Consider the following 25,591-nt stretch of genomic DNA (forward strand, 5'->3'; position numbering starts at 1 on the left):
GAATTAATCAATGAGAGCGGATATTATCAAGGTTAATCACTTGCTGGAAATTGAAATGGAAAATAATATTGGGAAGGAATACCTACCCAGTCGCCTGGAAGAGATAAGCGATGAGCACTGGCATATTTCTATGCCCATGCGCAAAGGTATGTACATCACCATGAGGGTTGGTCAAAAGATTAGAATTGTTTTACGCTACAGGAATACTATGTTTGCGGCTACTACGGTTATTGCTGCCCGCAGGAGGGGGCATATTCCGGTATTAATTGTCAGTAAACCTAAAGATTTAATAGCTATAAACCAAAAGAGAACTTATGTCCGTATTAGTGTAGCTATTCCCGTAGCCTTCAGGTTACTATTGGCTGATGGGGAGAAAGGGGAGCTGCTGCAAGGAGTTACCGGCGATATCAGTGCCGGGGGTATGCTTCTATTGTCTCCTCAGGATATGGAGAAGGATCAAAAGATAGAAGTCGAAATTAAATTACCGGATAGTGATTCAATATTTTGCCAGGCACATGTAGTGAGGGTGCTGGGCAAAGCCAGCGAAGAAGGAAGCAATAATAAATATGCCATTGAATATGACGATATTAACGAAGGACAGCGAGACCGGATATTCCGATTTATTTTTGATAAGCAGCGTGAGTGGCTTAGAAAAGGAGTAACAGAATAGAGGAGGGCTGTAATATGCCCAGGAAGAAAGTGCTGGTGGTTGACGACTCCGCCTTCATGCGCAAGATGATTGGCGATATGATAAATAGCGACGATGAGCTGGAAATAGTGGGGAAAGCTGGCAATGGGCAAGAGGCCCTGGAGAAGATTAGAGAACTGCAACCGGATGTAGTTGTCATGGATATTGAAATGCCGGTTCTTGATGGTTTATCAACATTAAGCCGGATAATGGAATCCCAAGCGTTACCAGTAATAATATTCAGCAGTCTTAGCCAAAAAGGCACGGAACAAACTTTAAAAGCCTTACAGTTGGGTGCGGTTGATTTTATTGCTAAGCCATCAGGGCAGATATCTTTGGATGTTTTAAGTGTTAAAGAGGAACTTATAAAAAAGCTCAAGGTAGCGGCAAATACCAGTAGAAAACTACCAGTATACCAAAGTCTACACGAGCCGGTTGTCAAAGCCAAAAAATCATTACCAGACCAGGATAGAAAATTAAATAAACTGGTGGTAATCGCTGCCTCTACCGGGGGACCCAAAGCCCTGCATCAGGTCATACCTCGTTTCCCGGCTGGTATTGATGCCGCTATTTTGGTAGTACAACATATGCCGCCGGGTTTTACCAGATCACTGGCGGAAAGACTGGATTCATTGTCGGAACTCAGAGTGAAGGAGGCTGAGCATGGAGAAAAAGTGCTGCCTGCTTGCGTTTATATAGCCCCCGGTGATTATCATTTAAAAGCTAAATCACGCTTAAAGGGTACGGAAAACGAACTATATATTGAACTGGATCAATCCAAGCCCCGGGGAGGATTGCGCCCGGCGGCTGATATTATGTTGAAGTCGGTAGCTAAACAATTCTGGTCTCATATAGTATGTGTAATTATGACGGGTATGGGTAATGATGGGGCCGCAGCATTGCCATGTATAAAGGAGAAGAAGGGAAGAATTATTGCGGAACATCAGTCTACTTGTGTTGTATATGGTATGCCCAAAGCGGCAGTGGAAACAGGTTTGGTCGATAAGATAGTTCCGCTATCGGAAATCACTGAGGAAGTATTAAGTATGCTGTAATTGGCTTTGCCAGTACTAAGGCGAGCTATTTCTTAATGGAGGTGGTTGAGATGAAGATGGATATGTCCCAGTATCTAGATGTTTTTTTGGAGGAGAGCAAAGAGCATTTGGAGAGCCTGAACCAAAAACTACTGGACTGGGAGAAAAACTCCGGCGATATTGCGGCCTTGAACGAAATATTTCGAGCCGCCCATACCCTTAAAGGTATGTCTTCAACTATGGGCTTTGAAGACCTGGCTGACCTGACCCACCACATGGAAAATATTTTATCTGATTTGAAAGAAGGTCTTTTGGAGGTAACTCCCCAGGTGGTGGATATTCTCTTCCAATGTTTCGACCGGCTCCAGCTAATTATTGAGCGGATTGAATCCAATGGCTCTGGAGAAATGGATAACAGTGAGTTGATAATGATTCTGGAGAGTATTAAGGGCGGCGGTTTTCAAACGACAGCTCCTGCGGCTGATAACGGGCAGGACTTGAAACCGGAGGAAATCCTTACTACACAGCATTCTAATACTACATCATTTGATTTTAACCAGTATGATATGACGGTTATGCGTGAGGCCGCCAGCAGGAATTTTGCCAGTATCTATATTAGACTTTTTGTGGATCCTGGATGTTTAATGAAATCGGTTCGTGCCTTTATGGTTTTTAAGGTTTTGGAAGAAGATAGCGAAATTATAAAATCCTTTCCTCCAGCTTCGGATATTGAAGAAGGAAAATTTAGTGAGGAAATCGAACTGCTGGTAATCACTGCTTCATCCATCAAGGAATTGGAAGGACGTTTGAATGCTATTTCTGAAATTAAGGTAAGGGAAATTAAAGAAATTAACTTTGCTTCGCTGGCTTCAGGTAGCCAGCAAGAAACAAACGGTGATCAGATAAGCAGTAGCCAGGATGTGCTTAAGGAGAGTAAAGAACAAAAAGGGCACAAAGTCAAACAGACCGTCCGGGTTGATATAGAACGATTGGACATATTGATGAATTTGGTGGGCGAACTGGTCATGCACAAGGGACGCTTGGAACAAATCGGAGCGAGTAGTAAAATCGATGAGCTAAATGAGACCATTGAACAGATTGATCGGATTAGCGGTGATCTCCAGTCAGTGGTCATGAAAGTACGTATGGTTCCGGTTGAACAGGTATTTAACCGTTTTCCCCGGATGGTAAGAGATCTGGCCAAGGAGTTGAATAAAGAAGTCGATTTTCTTATCGAGGGCAAAGAAACGGAACTGGATCGTACCGTTATTGATGAAATCGGGGATCCTCTGGTGCATCTGTTGAGAAATGCCGTTGACCATGGTGTTGAGTCACCTCAAGAACGCTTGAAAAGAGGAAAGCCGCAGAAAGCCACCGTAATTCTGCGCGCCCGGCATGAAGGAAACAATGTTTATATTGAGGTCGAAGATGACGGGGCGGGAATTAATATCAAAAGAACACTGGAAAAAGCGGTGGAAAAAGGAATTATAAGCGCAAAAGAAGCGGAAGTAATAAGCCCCGAGGAGGCTAGTCAAATCCTCTTTAGTCCGGGCTTTAGCACCACCGAGAATATAACCGATGTCTCCGGGCGAGGAGTGGGGCTCGATGTAGTAAAAACCAAGATAGAATCTCTCTCCGGGGAGATATTTGTTGATTCCCGACCGGGTCAGGGAACCCGGTTCAGGATTAAATTGCCCCTAACCCTGGCCATTATTCAAGCCCTGATGATTTCCGTACATGATGAAATCTATGCCATACCCCTGGGTTCAGTGGATGAAACCACTATGATTAAAAATGAAGATATTAAAATGGTACAAAACCAGGAAGTCATCGTACTCAGGGGAAATGTATTGCCGCTATTCCGGCTGGCCAGCCTTTTGGAAATACCAGGTGAAGCAGCTGCCAACGAAGAAGAAATGTATGTGGTGATAGTACGTAAAGGAGAACGACAAATCGGCCTGGTAGTTGATACCCTGATAGGACAGCAGGAAATAGTAATCAAATCCCTGGGTAAAATACTGGCTGGTATTCCAGGCATAGCAGGAGCAATTGTTGCAGGTGACGGCTTCGTAAGACTTATCATTGACATAGCTACCCTTTTTTAATTGGAGGTGTGAATTCATGGATAATACGGTAAATCTACAAAGTGAAGAAGGATTTACTCATAATGACGGAATTCAGGTAGTGGCTTTCCGGCTGGGAAAAGAAGAATATGCCGTAGATATTTTGCATGTACAGGAGATTGTCCGCCTCCTGAGTATTACCAGAGTGCCCCGTAGTGCCAAGCATATTGAAGGGGTGGTAAACCTCAGGGGCAACATTGTTCCCATAATAAACTTACATAAGCGTTTCAGTATTGAATCTGCCGGGGAAGAAGAGGATAAACGCATTGTAGTTTTTCAGTATGATGATTTAAAAGCGGGAATTATTGTGGATGAAGTATCCGAGGTTCTCGCTTTGAATAACAACGCAATAGAAGAAACGGACAAGGTCTATAGTTCGATGAGTTCGGATTTTATTAAGGGAATTGCCCGGGTAGATGATAGACTGTTTCTTTTGCTGGATTTGCAAAAAATTATCGAATAAAGGATTTACCATATAAAAGTAGTATTTATATGTAATAGACTCTAGGTATATCATAGGGACGGTTCTTCTGATATATAGCATTAACCCCTCAACTCGTTCAATACTATTTCCTGTTTGTTGCAGAGTAATCAATAAAGGGAGTTAGGTGAAGATAAGTGGTATACGATTTCAGTGAGCTTTCCGGAATACAGTTGGATATTCTTAGAGAAATTGGCAATATAGGTTCGGGAAATGCCGCTACAGCCCTGGCTCAGTTGTTAAATGCCAAGATAGATATGAATGTTCCCCAGGTCAATATATTGCCTTTTGCCGAGGTACCTGATCTGGTGGGCGGAGCTGATCTTCATGTAGTCGGTCTCTTCCTGGTTGCCACCGGTTCCGCTCCTGCCAGCATTCTCTTTCTCCTCCCTGTGGACAAAGCCTGTTTGCTGGTGGATATGTTGATGGGAAAAGAGTGGGGAAAGACTAATCCCTCCAACCTATCCGACATGGATATCTCAGCTCTTATGGAACTGGGCAATATCATCTGTGCTACCTATCTAAACGCCCTGGCCATGTTTACTCAACTGGATTTTCGTCCTTCTGTACCGGCCCTGGGCATTGATATGGCAGGGGCGATTTTGAATTCAGTACTGGCTCAATTTGGAGCTGTGGCTGACCATGTTTTAGTCTTGGAAACAGAGTTTAAGAGGGGCGATCAGGAAATAGTAGGTCATTTCTTCCTTTTGCCTGAGCCTGGTTCTTTGGATGTTATTCTAGCATCGCTTGGGGTGAGTCTATAATGAGCAAAATCATACAAGTCGGCATGGCTGACTTTAAGATGGCTACAGCACCAGATAAATTGATAACCGCTGGATTGGGTTCCTGTATCGGTATATGTCTTTATGATAAAGTTATTAAACTAGGAAGCCTGACCCATATAATGCTACCCTCCAGCAGCCAGGCCAAAAATGCCAGCAATGAAGCCAAGTTTGCCGATACCGGTTTAAAACTGGCCATCAGAGAAATGGAGAAAAACGGTGCCCAGGCCTCGCGTCTCCTGGCTAAAATAGCCGGAGGTGCGCAGATGTTCAAGTTTTCCGGGGAGAGCGACATCATGAAAATCGGAGAGCGTAATAGCGTAGCGGTAAAGGAAAACCTGCAACTCCATAGAATTAAGTTGCTTTCCAGTGATACGGGTGGAAATTATGGCCGCACTATTATTTTCGATCCCGAAACCGGAGATCTGCTGGTTAAGACCATTGGACATGGGGAGAGAATTATTTAGATGAAACCCGATTTAAAGCCTGATCTCGCTACATTATGGATTCGACTAAAAGAGAATGAGGATATTGAAGCCAGGGATCAGTTGATAATTCACTTTGCCCATCTGGTTAAGTATGTAGCCAGCCGTCTGGCTATTCATCTTTCTTCGCTGGTAGAATTGGACGAGCTGATTTCTTACGGGATTGAAGGTTTAATAGATGCTATTGAAAAATTTGACCATAAACGAAATATCAAGTTTGAAACCTATGCCATTACCCGGATAAGGGGTTCAATGATAGACGGTTTGCGCTCCATGGATTGGATTCCCGTTTCTCTGCGGCAGAAAAGCAAGGAACTGGAAAAGGCCTATATGAATGTTGAAGCCAGGTTAGGTCGATCAGCCAGTGATGCGGAGGTGGCCGAAGAATTAGGCCTGAATCTTGATGAATTCGCGGTACTCTTAAGGGATGTAGCTGCAACTACGATAATATCTTTAGATGACTTTTTGCCGGGCGAAGATGGGGAACAAAAGAAACGGATGCTGGACTTGCTGGAAGACCATAACAGTATAAGTGCATCGGAAATAGTGGAGTTTAATGAGGTTAAGGATTTACTAGCTAAAGCTATTTCCCGTTTGCCGGATAAAGAAAAACTGGTGGTCTATTTGTATTATTACGAGGGCTTAACCCTGAAGGAGATAGGGGCTACCATTAGCCTATCGGAATCACGGATATCCCAGTTGCATACCAAGGCCATACTGAGGTTAAGAGGGAGTCTCAGTAAAAAGAAAAACCTGGTGATATAAGAGGATGGTGAATTATGGCAGAGGAACATAGAATAGATGGTCAAGTAAATGTCAGAGTTGACAAGGATATGATGCGGGCCTTCGTTGAAGTTACCGGTCCTGAGGAGGAAGGTGTGCCATGTTCCCTGGAACAGGTAAGAAAAGCACTGGCGGATAAAGGAGTAGTATACGGAATAAAGGAAGAGGCTCTCCAGCAAGCTGTGTTAGCAGAGAACTGGTGCCGAGATATATTGATAGCCGAAGGTGTGGCCCCGGTAGATGGCGTTAATGCCTCAATTATTTTTAAATTCCCCTTACCCAAAGAAAGGATTGGTCCCAAAGTAGATGATAAAGGTAATGTTGACTACCATGATTTAGGCTTGATTTACAATGTTAAAAGGGGTACTTTGCTGGTTGAGCGGATTCCGGCCATTGAAGGGGAACCTGGGACTAATGTTATGGGGGTTCAGATTCCTCCTAAAAAGCCTAAAGAACTGCGCTTGCCCCGGGGCAAAAACACGGTAGCAGATAACGAAGAGAGATTCCTCTATGCAGCCACTGATGGGCATGTCGCCATAATGGATAATAAAGTTGTAGTTGATCCGGTATTACATATAAATGGAAACATAGATTATTCAACGGGAGACATTGATTTTATTGGTAATATCTTGATAAGCGGAATGGTAAATTCCGGTTTTAAAGTCAAGGCTGATGGAGATATAGAAATAAATGGCTTTATTGAGGGCGCGGATGTTACGGCTGTGGGAAGTATTGTGGTTAAAGGGGGCATTGCCGGAGGACTTAAGAGCCTGGTAAAAGCCGGGGAGAATATTTATGCCCGTTTTATTGAAAATTCCCGGGTAGAAGCAGGAAAAGATGTAATCGTAAAAGATGCCATAATGCAGTCCTTCGTAAAAGCTGGCGGAAGTGTTCGGGTAAGTGATAGAAAAGCCATAATTGTTGGAGGCTGCATTCAAGCCTTTCAAGAAGTCGAATCCAAAGTTTTAGGTTCTCAGTTGGCTACCCAAACCATTGTGGAGGTAGGTATTAATCCCTTGTTCAGGGCCGAGTACCATAATCTGGTTAAGCAAAAGACGGAAAAGAAAAAGCTGTTCGACAACCTCAGCAATAACCTGCAGATTTTTCAGAGGAGCGGAGTAACTCCGGATAATCTTACTGAAAACAAACGAAGGACTTTGTTAAAGATGTTGGAAGACTTTAAAAAATTGCGTCAGGAAATAGCTGAGATAGAAGAGAGGATAATATATCTGGAAGAAGAATTTGAAAAGGGTAGTATGGCCAGAGTTAAAGTATTGGAGACAGTATATCCCGGAGTACGAATAAGCATAGGGCAATCCATGTATATTGTTAATGATATTGTAAAATTCGCCGCTTTTGTTTCGGATCAGGGGGAGGTAAAGTTAACATCGCTGCGCTAGGCCTGAGGAGGATGATAGAATGACCATTAGAAGTATTGATATGCAAGTCCTCATTCAGAAGGTTGGTGATGTAGCCCGGATACAACAAAGCCAGCAATTGGAGAACAATAGCAGGCAGCAAGAATTCACACAGCAGATTAGCCAGCAGACAGATAAAAACAGCAAAACGGTAAACCAGATGTTAAGAAATGAACGAAGCTATGTACATGAAAAACAGGAAAAGGAGGAATCAGGGAAAAAGAAGCAGGACAAAAAAGGAAAAAGCGAAAAGATGGCGAATAGAGATAAGACGGATACACGGCCTAATAAGCTGGATATTATTGTTTGAAGAAGGTGAATCCCATAACAAGTTATTCAGTATTGGTAGCCCTGGTTCTGGTGATCTTACTTATCTTTATTTTTATTATACAAAAGTCTCATATGAGCAATTATTCCCAGGAATTAAAGCAAACCGTGCTTGAAGCCGGCTTTATAAGAGATGAACTGGAAAAAATGATGGAAAATAGCCTGAGTATTTCTGAATTAATCCTCGGTCGTTTGGATACAGAAGCCAGCAGTGTTAACTACAGTTCATCCCGGGAAGACGACTTGCTTGCCATTCAGGAAATGGAAGAGGAAACGATTTCTCCTCATCTCCCGCCGGGTGAAGAGCAGGGAAGTGCGACGAAAGTAAGGCTTTACGAACTGGCCCGGGAATTGGAAATGAGTAGTAAAGATTTGATTCAACTTCTTAATGATAAGGGTTATACTTATTCCCATCATATGAACCAGATAAGTCAGGAAACAGCAGAGATTATCAAAGACAAAGTTTTACGGAGAGATGATCCTATCTCTTTACCTGATTCCTTTATGGAGAAAGCTTTATTATTTGAAGAAGAAACTACTACCAGGGAAGAACTGCCTTGGCTTGAGTTTTCCCTGGATGAGCTCAGAACAGCCCATCCCTACCTGGCAGTACGCAGCCTGCATGAAAAGGGCTATAATATCAAGGAAATAGCCCAGTTGCTGGAACGGGGTCAAGGAGAAGTAGAATTGATACTTAACCTCACCCGGAAAAAATCAGTAATGTAGATTTTTTTGCCTATCTTAAATTCCCCCAACTTGCCAATCAATATAAATTTGTGATATATTATCTTTTGGAAAATACACACGCCAGTGGACTTCTTGAAAGGTGCTATTGATAGTCTTCAAGAAGGATGAGATGGCGGAGGAAAAACTGAAAGGATGTGCATATTTTTGTCAGTAGTAACTATGAAGCAACTCCTGGAGGCAGGAGTACATTTCGGACACCAAACCCGCCGCTGGAACCCCAAGATGGCAACCTATATTTATATGGAGAGAAATGGCATCTATATTATCGACCTGCAACAGACAGTAAAGAAGTTTGATGCCGCTTATGAATTTGTCAAGAGCGTGGCCGCAGCAGGAAAAGGGGTTCTCTTTGTCGGTACCAAGAAACAAGCCCAGGAGACGATTAGGGAAGAAGCAAGCCGCTGTGGTATGTATTTTGTTAACCAGCGCTGGCTGGGAGGCATGTTAACCAATTACAAAACTATAAAAAGGCGGGTTCTTCGTCTTAAGGAACTGGAAAAACAGGAAGCCGAAGGAGCTTTTGAGGTTTTAAGCAAAAAAGAAGTAGCCCGGCTGTTGAACGAAAGAGAGCGCCTGGAAAGGTTCCTGGGCGGGATAAAAGAAATGGATAAACTACCGGGAGCAGTTTTTGTAGTTGATCCCCGCAAGGAAAGGATAGCGGTTGCGGAAGCTCGCAAGCTTAATATTCCTGTGGTAGCTATAGTGGATACCAACTGTGACCCGGATGAAATTGACTATGTTATACCGGGAAATGATGATGCCATACGAGCGGTGAAATTAATCTCCTCCAGAATAGCCGATGCGGTATTGGAGGGTAAACAAGGGGAACAGATTACGACATAAAGGGGAGAGGGGGGTGCTGGTTAATTCCGCCCCCTTTTTCGTGCAAAAAATTAAAGAAGATACAAACATCTTTCAGGCTAATAGCCTGAACTAACAAATAGTGAATTTAAGGAGGTTATAATGTGATTACAGCTGAAATGGTTAAAGAGCTACGGGAACGAACTGGTGCCGGTATGATGGACTGTAAAAGAGCCCTGGTCGAGACCAATGGTGATATTGAAAAAGCAATTGATGAATTGAGAACCAAAGGCCTGGCCAAGGCCGCTAAAAAAGCTGGAAGAGTAGCCAGTGAAGGGGTGGTAACTTCCTATATACATGGTGGTGGCCGGATAGGGGTTTTGGTGGAAGTGAATTGCGAAACCGACTTTGTAGCTAAAACCAATGATTTTAAGCAACTGGCTTATGATATTGCCATGCAGATAGCTGCTTCCAACCCGGAATACCTGAATCGCGAGGAGGTACCCCAGGAAGTTATTAACCGGGAAAAAGAAATCTTGAAAGCTCAGGCCTTGGAAGAGGGAAAACCGGAAAAAGTTATCGAAAAAATGGTGGAAGGCCGGGTAGAAAAATTTTTCAAAGAGCGTTGCTTATTGGAGCAAGCTTTTATAAAGGATCTTGATAAAAGCGTTCAGGAGCTGATAAATGAAAATATAGCTCGAATGGGTGAAAACATAACCATAAGAAGGTTTGCTCGTTACGAAGTGGGCGAAGGAATTGAAAAAGAGAGCTGTGATTTTGCCAGTGAGGTTATGTCCCAGTTAAAATAAAAGGCAATATACTAATACCTGGTAACTCCGAAAATTATGTTTTTAATTCTGCTTTTAGGAGCAGTCCGGGAGGTAATCACTTGCAAAAGCCCAAGTATAAACGTATAGTTTTAAAACTCAGCGGAGAAGCACTAGCCGGCCATAATACTTACGGTATTGATAATGAAGTATTGAACTCCATTGCCCGGCAGGTGGTGGAAGTGGTGCGGCAGGAAGTGCAAGTTGCCATAGTTGTTGGGGGAGGCAATATTTGGCGTGGTGTAGCTGGCAGCGCCAAGGGTATGGATCGTGCTACAGCGGATTATATGGGGATGCTGGCTACAGTAATTAATGCCCTGGCCCTGCAGGATGCCCTGGAACAGGAAGGCATGGGAACCCGGGTAATGTCAGCTATTGAAATGAAAGAGGTCTGTGAGCCCTATATCCGGCGCCGGGCTATTCGTCATTTGGAAAAGGGGCGGGTAACCATTTTCGCCGCTGGAACCGGTAATCCCTATTTTTCTACGGATACTGCTGCGGCTCTGAGATCGGCCGAAATAGAAGCTGAAGTTATACTTATGGCTAAAAAAGTGGATGGGGTCTATGATGCGGATCCGGTTAAGAATCCTGCGGCCCTAAAATTTGACCGCCTGAATTACATAGATGTGCTAAGCCGGGGATTGGGGGTTATGGACTCCACTGCGGCATCCCTGTGCATGGATAACGGGATTCCCATAATTGTTTTTGATTTGACCCGGGAGGGCAACATTTTAAAGGCAGTATTGGGCGAAGAGATAGGAACCTATGTAGGGAGGTAATATGATGATTAAGGATATTTTAAGCGATACGGAAGAGAGAATGAAAAAAACCATTGAACACCTGAGAAAAGACCTGGCATCTTTAAGAGCTGGCAGAGCCAATCCGGCCATGCTGGAAAAGATTATGGTTGATTACTACGGGCAGCCTACTCCCATTAATCAACTGGCCAATATAACCGTGCCTGAAGCACGATTGCTGGTGATACAGCCCTGGGATAAGACCATCATCGCTTCTATTGAAAAAGCTATTATGAAATCCGATCTGGGAATAAATCCATCCAATGATGGCAATGTAATACGGCTGGTCATCCCCCAGTTGACCGAAGAAAGAAGAAAGGAACTGGTCAAGGTGCTGCGGAAAAGAGCGGAAGAAGCCCGGGTAGCGGTAAGAAATATTCGCCGGGACTCCAACGAACTTTTGAAGAGCGGTGAAAAGGAAAAGCTTATTTCCGAAGATGATAATAAAAAGGGCATGGATGATATTCAAAAGGAAACGGATCGACATATTAAAGAAATAGATAGCATTTTACAGGGCAAAGAGAAAGAAATAATGGAAGTTTAGATTTATCTTTCCCATTCTCCTGGCTATGGTTATAATATTACTAGCATGCAATACCCCCTGACGGGGGTTTTTAGTTTAGGGTGAAAGCATATGGTCATAAATAAAAAAGGGAAACTGGAAGAGCTTATCGACCAGAACAATCTACCACAGCATATAGCTATAATCATGGACGGCAATGGGCGCTGGGCCAATAAACGACTTTTGCCTAGAACCATGGGGCACCGGGCCGGTATGAGTTCCTTGAAGGAAGTGGTGCGGGCCTGTTCAGATGTAGGTGTATCCACCCTAACTGTCTTTGCTTTTTCTACGGAGAACTGGAAAAGGCCCCTGCAGGAAGTTGACTATCTCATGAAGCTACTGGTGGAATATCTTCACCGGGAATTGGAAGAATTACATGCCAATGCAGTTCGTATTAATGTACTGGGGGACTATAATTCTTTGCCTCATCAATGCCAGCTGGAAATAACGGAGGCGCTGCAGATTACTCGCAATAATACGGGTTTAAAGTTTAATATTGCCCTGAACTATGGCTCCCGTGCCGAGATTATAGCAGCAGTGAAGAAGCTGGCAGCCGGTCTATTGGCCGGGGAAATATGCCTGGAAGAGATTTCCGAGGAAAGCTTTGCTGCTTGTTTAACCACCTCCGGGATGCCCGATCCGGACCTATTAATAAGAACAGCAGGAGAGATGCGAGTAAGCAATTTTCTTCTCTGGCAGATTGCCTATACTGAGCTCTGGGTTACTGATTGCCTGTGGCCGGACTTTTCCCGGGAGCACCTTATGCAGGCTATTTGGGATTACCAGCATAGAGAAAGACGTTTTGGCGGGTTAAGTAGAAACAAACAGGGGGAGGAGAATGTTTAAAACCAGGCTGATAACTTCACTTGTCGGGATTCCCTTGTTAATTGCCATCTTATATCAGGGTGGATGGTACTGGAAAGGATTCTTTATATTGCTGGCCATTGTGGGACTATTTGAGTTCTATCGTATGATTATAAACAAGGGACATAAGGTTCTCCAGCTACCCGGTTATTTCTTGCTTTTGATTATACTATTAGGAGTTGATTATCCCCAATTCTTACTTCCAGGTATTTACCTCTTTTTGGTGGTGGCATTATTGTACTTTGTACTATGCTATCCACGTTTTTCACCGCTGGATCTGGCCTGGACTTTATTGGGTTCTGCTTATATCGGTTTTTTGCTGGCTTACACTATCCAGATCGCTGATCTGTCTCAGCCTTTTTTGGTAATACTCCTGGCCTTTCTTCTAACCTGGGCCAGTGACATAGGTGGTTATCTTTTTGGGTCTGTTTGGGGCAAACATAAAATGTCTCCCCTGCTTAGCCCCGGGAAGAGCTGGGAAGGAGCAGCAGGCTCCTTATTATTATCGCTGTTAGTTTCCTTTGCGTTTTTTAAACTATTAGACCTGGGGCAGCTGGGAATTAGCCCGGTAATTTTACTGGGGGTAGCAGCAAGTATTTTGGCTCAGTGCGGGGATTTGTTTATTTCCGGTATCAAAAGATATTCTGCAGTCAAGGATACCGGAAGGATTATTCCAGGCCACGGGGGTGTCTTGGACCGTTTTGACGCTTTTCTACTGGTAGTGCCGGCGGTTTATTATTTCTTTGTCTACTGTATATAAATGTTTTGGTAGAAGGAAAGTTGACTCCACTGCAAAAACCACTTTTGTTGCACAAGGGTTGCATACCACAACCACCGATGAAAAGTGAACAATGGTTAAACAATGGTTAAACAATAGTTAAACAATGGTTAAGCAATAGTTGAACAATGGTTGAACAATGGTTACGACTTTTCTTACTAAGCAAATATGCTTGAAGGAGTTAATGCGCTTGGATCCGGAGTTACAGAAATACTTAAAAACATTAAGCAAGACGACTATTGTGGTAATGGTGTTGCTGGCCATTTACCTCTTGTTTCATTATGTCTTTCCCCTGGCCGGAAAAATCCTGGCTCGTCTTCCCATCCTATTTTTACCCTTTATTTTTGCCATCCTGCTGGCGGTAATCATTGAGCCGGTGGTAAATTTCTTTGAAAAAAAGACCCATTTAAACCGGAATTGGTCGGTAGTTATTAGCCTACTGCTGGTAGTGGGAGGTTTTTTTACCCTCTTGTCTTTGCTGGTTTCCCGGATAATAAATGATATGTCTCGCCTCTATCCCCAGGTTCTGCATTATTCAGATCAAATAACGGCTAGCTTTATGGCTGCTATTAGTAATTTGAATCTCTTATACCTGGGTCTTAATCTCTCCCCCCAGGCGCAAAATGCCCTGCAGCAGAATATGGAGAATGGGATAAAGCTGGTAAGCAGTCTGATGGAAAAGAGCATCAATGGATTGATTCGTAGCCTGGCCATGCTGCCAGGCATACTGGTTTTTTTGATGATTGCCACCGTTGCTACCTTCTTTATTATCAAAGACCGGGCTCTTATAAGAAGTTTCGTCATGCAATGGATTCCCGGTAATGTTCGCTCTAAAACCCGAGAGGTTTTTGCTGAACTGTTCCGGGTTCTGGTAGGCTTTGTCAAAGCTTACGGTATACTCATATCGGTAACCACCATAGTTACTATGGTGGCTTTACGGGTGCTGGGTTTTGATTATGTAATTACCATTGGTATAATTGTAGGTCTCCTGGATATTCTTCCGGTGCTGGGACCGGGTGCCTTTTTTGTTCCCTGGATTATATGGCATTTCGTGGCGGGAGATTTGCATTTAGGGATTAGCCTCCTGATTGTCTACCTTTTGATTTCAGTAGTCAGACAGTTTCTCGAACCCAAGATCGTGGGAGATAATATTGGTTTGCATCCCTTGGCTACCTTGATATCGCTTTATGCCGGTTTGCAACTGGGCGGGTTTACCGGGATGATAATGGGACCGGTTCTGCTGGTTATATTTATTGCCAGTTACCGGGCGGGTTTATTTGACGGTCTTAATTGGAGGAAATGAAGCTTGATTGTATAAATATACTGCTCGCAGTCTATGCATGGGCAACACCTGCAGCTTGTCTCGCGGCTCAAGGGGTACGCGCTAACCTCCCGTCCATGGTCGAGTAGCGCTCTCGCGATGTCCTGTCGCTCGCCCCCTGTCGCCTGCTCGCCTTCGCTGGGTGTTGCATCCATGCTTCGCCAACGCTCGCTTGTATATTTATACAACCTTTATGCAGGAGAAGGAAGGTTTTATAATGAACAAGAAGCAGTCTAATGTAATTATTCTTGGCTCCACCGGCTCCATTGGCATACAAGCACTGGATGTAATCCGTATGCACTCTGATTCATTTAGAGTACTGGGACTCGCGGCCAAGGATGAAGTTCAGCTTTTGCGGGAACAGATCGAACTCTACCAGCCAGAATATATTTCTTTGGCTGATAAAGAAAGCATAAAAAAGCTCGGAGAGCTGGGTGGCAGCGGAGTTAAAAAAGCTCTGCCCGGGGTTGAAGGATTATGTGAATTAGCCAGTTTGCCTGAAGCGGATATTGTGCTGGTAGCTTTGAGCGGAGCTATAGGTATTTTGCCTACCTTGGCGGCCATTGAGGCCCGGAAAAGGGTAGCTTTGGCCAATAAGGAAACCCTGGTAGCTGCCGGGGATATTGTAATGCAAGAAGCACGACAGCAGGGAGCTTTAATTATTCCGGTAGACAGCGAACATTCAGCCATATTCCAGTGCCTGGCAGGTGAAGCCCGGCATCTGCATCGGATTTGGCTTACCGCTTCCGGCGGTCCTTTCCGGGATTTTACCCGGGAACAAATGAAAGCGGTTGATTTGGAGATGGCCTTGCAGCACCCTAACTGGTCCATGGGACCTAAAATAACCATTGACTCGGCAACATTGATGAACAAGGGACTGGAGGTTATTGAGGCACATCATCTGTTTGGAGTGGGGTATAATGAAATTGAAGTCCTGCTTCAAGCCGAGAGTATCATTCATTCCATGGTGGAACTACAGGATGGAGCATTCCTGGCCCACCTGGGAAGACCCGATATGAGAATACCTATACAGTATGCTTTAACTTATCCGGAGCGCATGGAGTCTCCGGTAGAAAGGCTGGATTTCAGAACGCTGGGGGCTATTCATTTTGGTCGCCCGGATACCCAGGCTTTTCCCGCTCTGGCTCTGGCTTATGAAGCGGGTAAAGCGGGAGGTACCATGCCGGCCGTGCTGAATGCGGCCAATGAGGTGGCGGTAAACTCCTTTATGCAAAGAAGGATAGATTTTGCCCGCATTCCTCTCCTGGTGGAAAGGGTTATGGAAATGCATGATATGGTGAAACAGCCCGACCTGGACAGTATACTGGCAGCTGATGCCTGGGCCCGGGTTCGTTGCGAGGAGCTTATATGAGGGCGGAAGGCGTCAGTAGGAAATTTACCTGCTATATTGTAATATACAAGCCCTTGGCAATTGTTCAACAATTGTTCAACAATCGTTAAAATCATAAATCTCGAAATAGCTTTTAGGAGGCTTGCATGAACACTATTCTTATTACCCTATTGATTATTGCGGTGCTGATTCTGGCCCATGAATGGGGTCATTTTGTAGTGGCCCGTCGAATTGGCATACCGGTTTACGAGTTTGCCATAGGCTTTGGCCCCAAAGTATTCTCCTGGAAAAGAAATGGGGTAATCTATTCTCTGCGTTTGATTCCTTTAGGGGGCTTTGTGCGCATGGCCGGGGAAGAGCCTGGTGATCCCGAAGAACCCAATGGTTTCAGCCATAGGACTCCCCTGGAAAAGATTCGGGTTTCCTTTGCCGGGCCTTTTATGAACTTTGTTCTGGCCCTGCTGATCTTTGTTTTCAGCTATAGTGTGATCGGCCTCCCCCATAGCTCCAACGAGCCTATAATTGGAACGGTAATCAAGGGGAAACCGGCGGATTTGGCAGGCATCAAGGCCGGTGACAGGATAATTTCGGCGAATGGTATTGCTGTAAACAGCTGGGCTGATTTTAACCAGCAGACCTCCCGTAGCAGCGGCCAGCCCTTGGAGCTACAGCTGGAGCGAAAGCAGCAGCGGCTTAGCCTGGAGGTTTCGCCGGTAAAACTTGATTCTTCCGGCAACATGGGTATTGGTGTTTTGAACCGGGTGGTTTATGAGAAACAGGGGATTTTAAAATCCATGGAACTGGGCCTGAAACAAACCTATGAACTTACTCTTCTGCTCTTTTCCGCTTTGGGAGTTCTAATAAGCGGCGGTGCCTCCATGGGTGATTTGGCCGGTCCGGTGGGGATAACGCGTCTGGTGGGTGAGTTTGCCCAGGTGGGCATGATATTCCTGCTTAACTTTACGGCTTTCTTAAGCATTAACCTGGGTATTATGAACCTCTTGCCTATTCCGGCTCTGGACGGCAGTAAAATCGTATTCGCCGTGGTGGAGGCCATACGCAAGAAGCCTCTGGACCCGGAAAAGGAAGGTTTTCTTAACTGGATAGGTTTTCTCTTTCTGATTGGTTTAATGATAATTGTAACTTTTAATGATATTGTAAGATGGATAAGAGGATAAGGGATATGCGTCGTAAAAGCAGGGTAATCAAAGTGGGAACAGTCCCGGTCGGGGGAGAGTACCCGGTGGTAGTGCAATCAATGACTAGCACCGATACCCGTGATATTGAAAGGACCGTAAAACAGATTAAGCAGATGGAAGCCGCCGGCTGTGAGCTGGTACGGGTGGCGGTGGTTGATGAGGAAGCTGCCCAGGCGATTTCCCGCATTAAACAGAAGATAAATATCCCCTTGATTGCCGATATCCATTTTGATCATCGCCTGGCCTTGAAAAGCATAGAGGCTGGAGCCGATGGCTTGCGGATAAACCCGGGCAATATAGGGGAAGAGAAGAAACTCTGTGAAGTAGTGAAGGCTTGCCAGGAGAAAAAAACACCCATAAGAATCGGGGTAAATGCTGGTTCTTTGGACAAAAGGATCTTGGATAGATTCGGTGGAATCTCGGCCCAGGCCATGGTGGCAAGCGCCCTGGAAAATGTAAAGCTTTTGGAAGATATGGACTTCCATGAAATAAAGTTGTCGTTAAAAGCCTCCTCGGTTATGCTGACGGTGGAAGCCTACCGCCTGTTGGCCGCAAAAGTTGATTATCCCTTGCATCTTGGAATTACCGAAGCCGGTACCAAGGATCGCGCTTTGATTAAGTCGGCCCTGGGAATAGGAATGCTTTTATACGAAGGGATTGGAGATACCATAAGGGTTTCCTTGACTGCTGATCCAGTGGATGAGGTATGGGCAGCCTATGAAATATTACGCAGTTTGGGCCTGCGCCAGCGGGGAATTGAACTGATTTCCTGTCCCAGTTGCGGCCGCTGTGAGATTGACTTGATAGAAACCGCCGAAGAGGTGGATAGGAAAATCAGGCATTACCAGCAAGCCTTGAAGGTGGCGGTTATGGGTTGTGTTGTCAATGGACCGGGGGAAGCCCGGGAAGCTGATCTTGGTATTGCCGGAGGACGGGGATTTGGTTTATTATTCAAGAACGGTGAGATAATTAAAAAAGTACCGGAAAGCGAGCTGGTGGCAGTGCTTTTGCGGGAAATTGAGGATAGCAGTAAAAAGTAAGGGGGTTTGAACTCTTGAAAGCTTCAGAATTATTCTTTCCCACTTTGCGGGAGGTACCCAGCGAGGCTGAAGTCTTGAGTCACCAGTTGCTGTTGAGAGCCGGCTTTATAAGAAAGGCTACTGCAGGTGTTTATAGCTATCTGCCTTTGGCCAACCGGGTTCTCAAAAAAATAATGAATATTGTCCGGGAAGAAATGGACCGGGCCGGGGGCCAAGAAGTAATTTTGCCTATAATCCAACCGGCGGAACTGTGGAAGAAATCAGGCCGTTGGGAGGTTTATGGCGATGAGATGTTTCGGCTAAAAGACCGGCACAATCGCGATTTTGCTCTGGGACCGACGCACGAAGAAATAATTACCACTCTGGTGGATGCTGATGTTCATTCCTACCGTCACCTGCCTTTGCTGCTTTATCAGATACAGAACAAATACCGGGATGAAATTAGGCCCCGTTTTGGCTTGATGCGCGGGCGGGAATTTATCATGAAAGACCTCTACTCCTTTGATATTGATGAGGAAGGATTGGATATTTCCTATCACAAAATGTACGAGGCCTATAATCGTATATTCCAGAGATTAAAGCTGCAATACCGGGTGGTGGAGGCTGACAGCGGGGCTATAGGCGGGAATGAAAGCCATGAATTCATGGTTTTGGCGGAAAACGGCGAAGCCGAGATAGTATACTGCAAAAACTGCGATTATGGAGCTAATACGGAAAAGGCGGTTTGTTCCCTAGAGGAACCAAAGGTTACAGAAGAAGAGCAGTTGGAACTAGAAAAGGTCCATACCCCGGGACAGAGAACCATACAGGACCTGGTTGACTATATGAATATTCCCAAAGAAAAGCAAATAAAGACCTTGATTTATTATGCGGATGAAGAGCTGGTGGCAGCAATAGTACGAGGGGACCGTGAGCTAAACGAAATCAAATTTAAGAATGTGCTGGGTTGCAATCAATTGTTTATGGCGGATGAGACCGCGGTTAAACAGCTTTGCAGCGCCGGTTTCGGTTCACTGGGTCCGGTGGGACTGCCTTTGAAAACTTATATCGACCTGGAAGTCAGTCAGATGAAGAATTTTGCCTGTGGGGCCAATGAAGATGACTATCATTTCATAAATGTAAATCTGGGAAGAGATTTTACGCCGGCCGGCATCAACGATATTCGCAATGCTGTTGCGGGCGATAGCTGTCCGGTTTGTTCAGCTCCTTTATACAGCATGCGGGGGATTGAGGTAGGACACATTTTTAAGCTGGGCACCAAGTATTCTGAGGTTCTGGAGGCCAATTATCTGGATCAGAAGGGACAGGAGAAGCCTATGGTTATGGGTTGTTATGGAATCGGCATATCGCGTACTATGGCTGCAGCCGTCGAACAGAGTGCTGATGAAAATGGTATTGTCTGGCCGCTTCCCATTACCCCCTTTGAAGTTATTATTGTTCCGGTCAACAGCAAAAATGAGGAACAGATGCAGGCGGCCTGGTCACTTTATGAAGAGTTTAAACAAGAGGGATTGGAGACTATTGTTGACGACCGGGATGAAAGGGCGGGTGTAAAGTTCAAGGATGCCGATCTCATTGGGATACCGCTGAGGATTACTATTGGCCCTCGCTCTTTGCAGGAAAAGCAGGTAGAAGTTAAGAAAAGAAGCGATAAGGATATAGAATTGGTTCCACTGGACGCGGTTAGCAGCAGGGTGAAGCTTATGCTGAAGGAAATGTCTAAGTAGTGAGGGAGCCTTGATGTAATCGCAAGAAGGAAATATAAATATACTGCTCGCAGTCTACGCATGGGCAACACCTGCGGCTTGTCTCGCGGCTCAAGGGGTACCGCGCGGACCTCCCATCCATGGTCGGACGCGCGCTCGCGACGTCCTGTCGCTCGCCCCCCTTCGCCTGCTCACCTTCGCCGGGTGCTGCATCCATGCTTCGCCAACGCTCGCTTGTATATTTATGCAATCCTTCTATATCAAAAGGGGTTTTTGCAGCATAGTCAAAAACATTGTCCCTTTACACTGTTGATAGCTGAAATTTTGGAGTGAAAGTATGGGAATTTACGAAATAGTGTTCAAGCTTGCTCTGGCCAGTATTCTCGGGGCTTTGATAGGCCTGGAGAGAGAGAGCCTGAACCGTCCTGCCGGACTCAGGACCTACACCCTGGTTTGTGTAGGTTCGGCTTTGGCCATGATTGTATCTATTGATATCTACCTGCAGTATTATCACACAGTAAACGCTGATCCGGGTCGAATAGCTGCCCAAGTAGTTAGCGGAATTGGTTTTCTGGGAGCAGGTACTATCATCAGAGAAGGTGCCACAGTCCGCGGCTTGACTACTGCCGCCGGATTGTGGGCTGTAGCTTGTATAGGACTGGCCGTAGGTTCAGGTTTGTATATTCCGGCTGTGGCTACTACAGTTTTGATTCTTTTTGTATTGATTTATTTTGTTAAATTTGAAGAAAAAATTACGGGAATGCGTGATTACAAGGGCCTGGTTATGGTAGTGGATGATCGGCCCGGACAGGTGGGAACCATAGGTTCAATACTGGGTGATCTCTGTGTTTTAATAAAGAATATTCAATTGACCCGAGTAGACGAAGGAGACAGCCTGGAAATTGAATTACTGCTACAACTGCCACCCAACTTGTCTATCGAGGAAGTAATACAGGAGTTATCCATCATCAAGGGATTACGCAGTATTGACCGCTTGGGCTAGTAAGAGTGGGAGAGTAGAATGATAAACGGCGACTTTTATAGTTTTATTTCTAATTTTAATGATTCTTTGAGCAAGTATTGGAAAGATTCTTATGTTGAGAAACTGGAGGTTTTTCGTAGTAATAAGAAGTGGAAAATATATGTTGCGATAATGGAACCGTTGCCGGCTCATGTCCTTCAACAAAGCATCATCAAACTTAAAGATTCCCTGCCTTTTCTAAACGAACTGGAGATAATCCCCCGGCTAGCAGATTTTGGCCAGCAAATGGAAAACATACTGCGGTTACGACAGAATGAAGTCTTATCAGAGGTCTTCCTGTCCGAGCAGGCAGATTTTGCCTCACTGGAATGGCGTTTTAACGAGAATCGCATAGATATGCTGGTTCAGGATAGGAATGTTTATAATAAGCTGATTGAGAAGGAAAGCTGTAACCGGCTTTCCCGGTGGATGGGACAAGAATATGCCCTGCGGGTTGTGGTGAGGGCCATATGTACTGAGAATAACGAAGATGATGTTCCTGAAAACTATCTGCTAGCCGGGCAGAAGATAGAAGTCCTGGCGGGAGATACTGAATTTAAGGGTAGAAAAAAGCGTTACTCGGCAAGAAATAGCGGAGGGATAAAATTACTGGAGAACAGTGGGACTATTAAAATCTCCGAGTTGCAAGAGGGTATGAGGAATGCGGTAATTGAAGGTGAGGTATGGTATAAGGAGATTAATAGCTTAAAAGACAACAGTATAGTAGTTGCTTATTATTTAAGCGATTATAGTAATAGTATCATTGCTAAACTATTCCTGGACAAAGTGGAGGATGACAAGATAGAGCTCGGTGATTGGATAAAGCTATGCGGAAGTATACGTTATGATAATTATGTAAAAGATGTGGTATTGTTTATAGATGCCTTTGTCCATTTAGAAAAACCGGAAAGAAAAGATACGGCCACGGGAAAAAGAATCGAACTTCATGCTCATAGCAAGATGAGCGCCATGGATGGCCTGACCGAGGTAAGCATGCTGGTGAAAAGGGCTGCAGAATGGCAGCATCCGGCCATTGCTATCACTGATCACGGCTCTATTCAGGCTTTTCCCGAAGCCTACCAGGCAGCGAAAAAATATAAAATAAAGGTTATATATGGTGTAGAAGCTTATTTGGTCGAAGAGGACAAAAAGGAACGGCCTTATCATATTGTATTGCTCGCCTTAAATCAAAATGGCTTAAAGAATCTCTATCACCTGGTCAGCATATCTTATATGGATTATTTTTACCGATATCCTAAAATACCCCGCCAGCAATTAATCAAGAAGCGGGAAGGACTTCTTCTGGGCAGTGCCTGTGAAGCAGGGGAGCTTTTTCAAGCTATGGTAAGGGGAGCAAAGGAGAAAGAGATTGAAGAAATAGCTGGTTTTTATGACTACCTGGAAATACAACCCCTGGATAATAATGATTTCCTGGTGAAGGAAGGCAGTGTTAAGTCACGGGAAGAATTACAGGAGATAAATCGCAGGATTATCCGCTTGGGGCAGAAACTCCAGAAACCGGTTGTAGCTACCGGTGATGTTCATTTCCTCGACCCTCATCACGAAATATTTCGGCGGATTATTCAAGCGGGACAGGGCTATGAGGATGCTGAAAGCCAGGCCCCTCTTTATTTTCGCAGTACCGATGAAATGCTGGCGGAAATGGATTATTTAAGTGAAGAAGAGGCCCGGAAGGTAGTAATTGATAATCCTGCTTTAATAGCAGAAATGATAGAGGATATACGGCCGGTACCGGAGGGCTTTTATCCCCCCAAGATTGAGAGTGCCGCCGAGGAGGTTACCCGGATAAGCTGGGACAAGGCTCACTCTTTATATGGAGATGAACTGCCACCCATTGTGGAGAGCCGTATAATGAAGGAATTAAACTCAATTACCCACCATGGTTTTAGTGTTCTTTATCTTATTGCCCACAAATTGGTGGAGAAGTCTAATCAGGACGGATATATTGTTGGTTCCCGAGGTTCGGTAGGTTCTTCTCTGGTGGCTTTTTTGACCGGTATTACCGAAGTCAATCCGTTGGCCCCCCACTATTTGTGCCCGTTCTGCCGCTTCAGTGATTTTGTAGTTGATGGGTCCGCCAATTGCGGGGCTGATCTTCCCGAACGCTCTTGTCCAGATTGTGGGGGCAAGATGCATCAAGACGGTTTTGATATTCCCTTTGAGACCTTCCTGGGTTTTGAAGGTGATAAGGTGCCAGATATCGACCTCAATTTTTCCGGGGATTACCAGAGCCGTGCCCACCAATATGTAGAAGAGCTTTTTGGTCAAGAAAATGTTTATAGGGCTGGTACTATTTCGACCATCGCTCAGAAGACCGCCTATGGGTTTGTTAAAAAATATGTGGAAAATAAGCAAATAGACCTCAGTAATGCTGAAGTTAACCGCCTGGTTAAAGGAATAACCGGGGTAAGAAGGACCACGGGGCAACACCCCGGTGGGTTAATAGTTGTTCCTCAGGATCGGGACATCCTGGAATTTACCCCCTTGCAGCATCCGGCGGATAACAAAGATTCCGGGGTAATAACCACTCACTTTGAATATCATGCCATTGGCGAACAACTGGTTAAGCTGGATATACTGGGCCATGACGACCCCACCGTACTAAAGGAACTGGAGGATCTTACTGGCAGGAAAGCCTTCAGCATAAAACTAAATGAAAAAGAAACTATGAAGCTTTTTTCCGGAGTCGAGCCTTTAGGACTGGAAGCCGCCGATATTCTTTCCACGGTGGGAACTTATGGGATACCCGAATTTGGTACCCGCTTTGTGCGGCAGATGCTGGAGGCTACCCGGCCGACCACCTTTTCAGAACTGGTCAGGATTAGCGGACTCTCTCATGGTACCAATGTATGGCTCAATAATGCCCAGAACCTGATAAAAAACGGAACGGCCAGCCTGAGCGAAGTTATTTGTACCCGGGATGATATAATGAGTTATTTGATTCAAAAGGGCTTGGACAAGAAACAGGCCTTCAAGATCATGGAGAATGTGCGCAAGGGCAATGGGCTAAATAGTGGAGAATGTGAACTGATGGCAGGGCAGAATGTGCCTTCCTGGTATATAGATTCCTGCCAAAAGATTGAATATATGTTCCCTAAAGCCCATGCTGTTGCTTATGTTACTATGGCTTTTCGTATAGCTTATTTTAAGGTTTACCATCCTCTGCAATTCTATGCCAGTTTTTTCAGTATCAGGGCGGAGGATTTTGATTCCCAGACCATTTTGGCAGGTTATGAGGCCTTGAAAAAAAGGATACAGGAGATTGAAAAAGCCGGTTTATCCGCTTCCCAAAAGGATAAAAAACTGCTTCCCGTCTTTGAAGTGGCTATGGAAATGTATGCCCGGGGATTCACTTTTCGCCCGGTGGATATTTATAAATCTGATGCCAGTAAATTCCTGGTGGTAGATAATGCCTTATTATTGCCTTTTTCCGCTCTGCCCAATGTGGGTGCAGCTGCAGCTCAGGGAATAATTGAATCAAGGGAAGGCGGCAGTTTTATTTCCGTGGAAGATTTTCAACAGAGATCGCGGCTTAACAAAACGGCCATGGAGGTCTTGCGGAATTTTGATTGTTTCAATCATCTTCCGGAAACCAGCCAGGTCAGTCTCTTTGGCTAAGTAAAAACGGAAGATGGAAGACAGAAGACGAAGGGCGGAAAATGGAAGACGAAGGGCGGAAGAGGGGAAGGGGTTATTGGTCGTCAGGCGTCGGAGATTAGAAAGGGGTATTCCCAGCTACATAATACTATTCAAGAGCCTACTAAACACTTTTCATCGGTGTTTGTGGCTCCGGCCATGGGGTAGTAATAAAAAACGCTTGACAGTAGCCAAATAGCTTGAATTGATTTAGGTGAATATGCTATACTAATCGCAAGCATACTAATACCATTAACCACAAAGTGGGTACCTGCCCACTTTTTCTGTTGTTAAATCAATCTCATTATAAAAAACCAGGGGGGTGGGACTAATAGATAGAGCTGCATTCCTCTCCAGGATAGAAGAAATGGTCGAAGAGAGACTAAATGAACTGGAACTGGAGCTGGTTAATATAGAATATCGCAAGGAGAACAAAGAGCAATTCTTGCGAGTTTTTATCGATAAAGACAACGGGGTCGATCTGGATATGTGTAGCCAGGCCAACCGGGCTATAAAAGAGAGCTTCGATGAACAGGAAATTCCTTACGATTATCTGGAGGTCTCATCTCCGGGTTTGGATCGAGTCTTGAAAAAGGAAAGGGATTGGGAACGCTTTTCCGGATACCGGGTTAGAATTAAAACCAGGAAATCATTTCCGGGTCCGCAGCGGATAACCGGCATATTGTTGGGATTCGATAGTGAAAACATAGCGGTAGAGCTTGAGGGAGAACTGCTTAAAGTACCGCGGGAGATGATCACTATAATCCGCTTACATCCAGAATTTTAAGAGGAGGAAAAA

At 44.8% G+C, this 25,591-nt stretch carries 24 protein-coding genes; all 24 read left to right on the forward strand.

Annotated elements, in window-relative coordinates:
• The first annotated feature begins 10 nt into the window (after window positions 1-10).
• The 24 genes from SWOL_RS04400 to SWOL_RS04515 all read left to right on the forward strand — a co-directional run bounded on the left by SWOL_RS04400 (window position 11) and on the right by SWOL_RS04515 (window position 25,579).
• The gene (locus SWOL_RS04400; protein WP_011640295.1) at window positions 11-670 is read left to right on the forward strand and encodes a flagellar brake protein; all 660 of its coding nucleotides are present in this window, start codon (window positions 11-13) and stop codon (window positions 668-670) included.
• Between the two features lie 14 nt (window positions 671-684).
• The gene (locus tag SWOL_RS04405) at window positions 685-1,743 is read left to right on the forward strand and encodes a protein-glutamate methylesterase/protein-glutamine glutaminase (RefSeq protein WP_011640296.1); all 1,059 of its coding nucleotides are present in this window, start codon (window positions 685-687) and stop codon (window positions 1,741-1,743) included.
• Between the two features lie 50 nt (window positions 1,744-1,793).
• Window positions 1,794-3,827, forward strand: a complete 2,034-nt coding sequence (locus tag SWOL_RS04410) for a chemotaxis protein CheA (RefSeq protein ID WP_011640297.1) — start codon at window positions 1,794-1,796, stop codon at window positions 3,825-3,827.
• A gap of 16 nt (window positions 3,828-3,843) precedes the next feature.
• The gene (locus SWOL_RS04415) at window positions 3,844-4,308 is read left to right on the forward strand and encodes a chemotaxis protein CheW (RefSeq protein WP_011640298.1); all 465 of its coding nucleotides are present in this window, start codon (window positions 3,844-3,846) and stop codon (window positions 4,306-4,308) included.
• 155 nt (window positions 4,309-4,463) lie between these two features.
• The gene (locus SWOL_RS04420) at window positions 4,464-5,090 is read left to right on the forward strand and encodes a chemotaxis protein CheC (RefSeq protein WP_011640299.1); all 627 of its coding nucleotides are present in this window, start codon (window positions 4,464-4,466) and stop codon (window positions 5,088-5,090) included.
• Window positions 5,090-5,575: a chemotaxis protein CheD gene (locus SWOL_RS04425; RefSeq protein WP_011640300.1), complete on the forward strand. Its 486-nt coding sequence runs from the start codon at window positions 5,090-5,092 to the stop codon at window positions 5,573-5,575. Before SWOL_RS04420 ends, SWOL_RS04425 begins: the two co-directional genes overlap by 1 nt.
• Window positions 5,576-6,358 (forward strand): FliA/WhiG family RNA polymerase sigma factor, encoded by a 783-nt coding sequence (locus SWOL_RS04430; RefSeq protein ID WP_011640301.1) that lies wholly within the window; start codon window positions 5,576-5,578, stop codon window positions 6,356-6,358.
• A gap of 14 nt (window positions 6,359-6,372) precedes the next feature.
• A complete protein-coding gene (locus SWOL_RS04435; protein WP_011640302.1) occupies window positions 6,373-7,776 on the forward strand; it encodes a DUF342 domain-containing protein in 1,404 nt (467 codons plus the stop codon).
• Window positions 7,777-7,795: 19 nt separating this feature from the next.
• Window positions 7,796-8,104 carry a hypothetical protein gene (locus SWOL_RS04440; RefSeq protein WP_011640303.1) on the forward strand — a complete coding sequence of 103 codons (309 nt, stop codon included), beginning with the start codon at window positions 7,796-7,798 and terminating at the stop codon, window positions 8,102-8,104.
• 5 nt (window positions 8,105-8,109) lie between these two features.
• Window positions 8,110-8,847 carry a translation initiation factor IF-2 N-terminal domain-containing protein gene (locus SWOL_RS04445; RefSeq protein ID WP_011640304.1) on the forward strand — a complete coding sequence of 246 codons (738 nt, stop codon included), beginning with the start codon at window positions 8,110-8,112 and terminating at the stop codon, window positions 8,845-8,847.
• A 165-nt stretch (window positions 8,848-9,012) separates the two neighbouring features.
• Window positions 9,013-9,711, forward strand: coding sequence for a 30S ribosomal protein S2 (gene rpsB / locus SWOL_RS04450; protein WP_041427783.1), 699 nt, complete (start codon window positions 9,013-9,015; stop codon window positions 9,709-9,711).
• A 122-nt stretch (window positions 9,712-9,833) separates the two neighbouring features.
• Entirely contained in the window at window positions 9,834-10,478 is a 645-nt protein-coding gene (tsf, locus tag SWOL_RS04455; RefSeq protein ID WP_011640306.1) for a translation elongation factor Ts, read from the forward strand.
• 80 nt (window positions 10,479-10,558) lie between these two features.
• Complete coding sequence (pyrH, locus tag SWOL_RS04460) at window positions 10,559-11,275, forward strand: UMP kinase (protein WP_011640307.1); 717 nt, start codon at window positions 10,559-10,561, stop codon at window positions 11,273-11,275.
• Between the two features lie 4 nt (window positions 11,276-11,279).
• Window positions 11,280-11,837, forward strand: coding sequence for a ribosome recycling factor (gene frr / locus SWOL_RS04465; RefSeq protein WP_011640308.1), 558 nt, complete (start codon window positions 11,280-11,282; stop codon window positions 11,835-11,837).
• Window positions 11,838-11,927: 90 nt separating this feature from the next.
• A complete protein-coding gene (locus SWOL_RS04470; protein WP_011640309.1) occupies window positions 11,928-12,701 on the forward strand; it encodes an isoprenyl transferase in 774 nt (257 codons plus the stop codon).
• The gene (locus SWOL_RS04475) at window positions 12,694-13,479 is read left to right on the forward strand and encodes a phosphatidate cytidylyltransferase (protein WP_011640310.1); all 786 of its coding nucleotides are present in this window, start codon (window positions 12,694-12,696) and stop codon (window positions 13,477-13,479) included. The genes SWOL_RS04470 and SWOL_RS04475 overlap by 8 nt, the downstream gene beginning before the upstream one ends.
• A gap of 208 nt (window positions 13,480-13,687) precedes the next feature.
• Window positions 13,688-14,800 carry a sporulation integral membrane protein YtvI gene (gene ytvI, locus SWOL_RS04480; protein ID WP_011640311.1) on the forward strand — a complete coding sequence of 371 codons (1,113 nt, stop codon included), beginning with the start codon at window positions 13,688-13,690 and terminating at the stop codon, window positions 14,798-14,800.
• Between the two features lie 235 nt (window positions 14,801-15,035).
• On the forward strand, window positions 15,036-16,190 hold the full coding sequence (locus SWOL_RS04485; RefSeq protein ID WP_041427386.1) for a 1-deoxy-D-xylulose-5-phosphate reductoisomerase: 1,155 nt from the start codon (window positions 15,036-15,038) through the stop codon (window positions 16,188-16,190).
• 125 nt (window positions 16,191-16,315) lie between these two features.
• The gene (gene rseP, locus SWOL_RS04490) at window positions 16,316-17,347 is read left to right on the forward strand and encodes an RIP metalloprotease RseP (RefSeq protein ID WP_011640313.1); all 1,032 of its coding nucleotides are present in this window, start codon (window positions 16,316-16,318) and stop codon (window positions 17,345-17,347) included.
• Window positions 17,348-17,352: 5 nt separating this feature from the next.
• The gene (ispG, locus tag SWOL_RS04495) at window positions 17,353-18,408 is read left to right on the forward strand and encodes a flavodoxin-dependent (E)-4-hydroxy-3-methylbut-2-enyl-diphosphate synthase (RefSeq protein WP_011640314.1); all 1,056 of its coding nucleotides are present in this window, start codon (window positions 17,353-17,355) and stop codon (window positions 18,406-18,408) included.
• Between the two features lie 14 nt (window positions 18,409-18,422).
• On the forward strand, window positions 18,423-20,135 hold the full coding sequence (locus SWOL_RS04500) for a proline--tRNA ligase (protein ID WP_011640315.1): 1,713 nt from the start codon (window positions 18,423-18,425) through the stop codon (window positions 20,133-20,135).
• A gap of 316 nt (window positions 20,136-20,451) precedes the next feature.
• Entirely contained in the window at window positions 20,452-21,117 is a 666-nt protein-coding gene (locus SWOL_RS04505) for an MgtC/SapB family protein (protein WP_011640316.1), read from the forward strand.
• Window positions 21,118-21,135: 18 nt separating this feature from the next.
• A complete protein-coding gene (locus SWOL_RS04510; protein ID WP_011640317.1) occupies window positions 21,136-24,774 on the forward strand; it encodes a PolC-type DNA polymerase III in 3,639 nt (1,212 codons plus the stop codon).
• 340 nt (window positions 24,775-25,114) lie between these two features.
• Window positions 25,115-25,579, forward strand: coding sequence for a ribosome maturation factor RimP (locus SWOL_RS04515; RefSeq protein WP_049750098.1), 465 nt, complete (start codon window positions 25,115-25,117; stop codon window positions 25,577-25,579).
• The last annotated feature ends 12 nt before the right edge of the window (window positions 25,580-25,591 follow it).

This window comes from Syntrophomonas wolfei subsp. wolfei str. Goettingen G311 (genome assembly GCF_000014725.1).
In the GTDB taxonomy this organism is placed as follows: Bacteria; Bacillota; Syntrophomonadia; order Syntrophomonadales; family Syntrophomonadaceae; genus Syntrophomonas; species Syntrophomonas wolfei.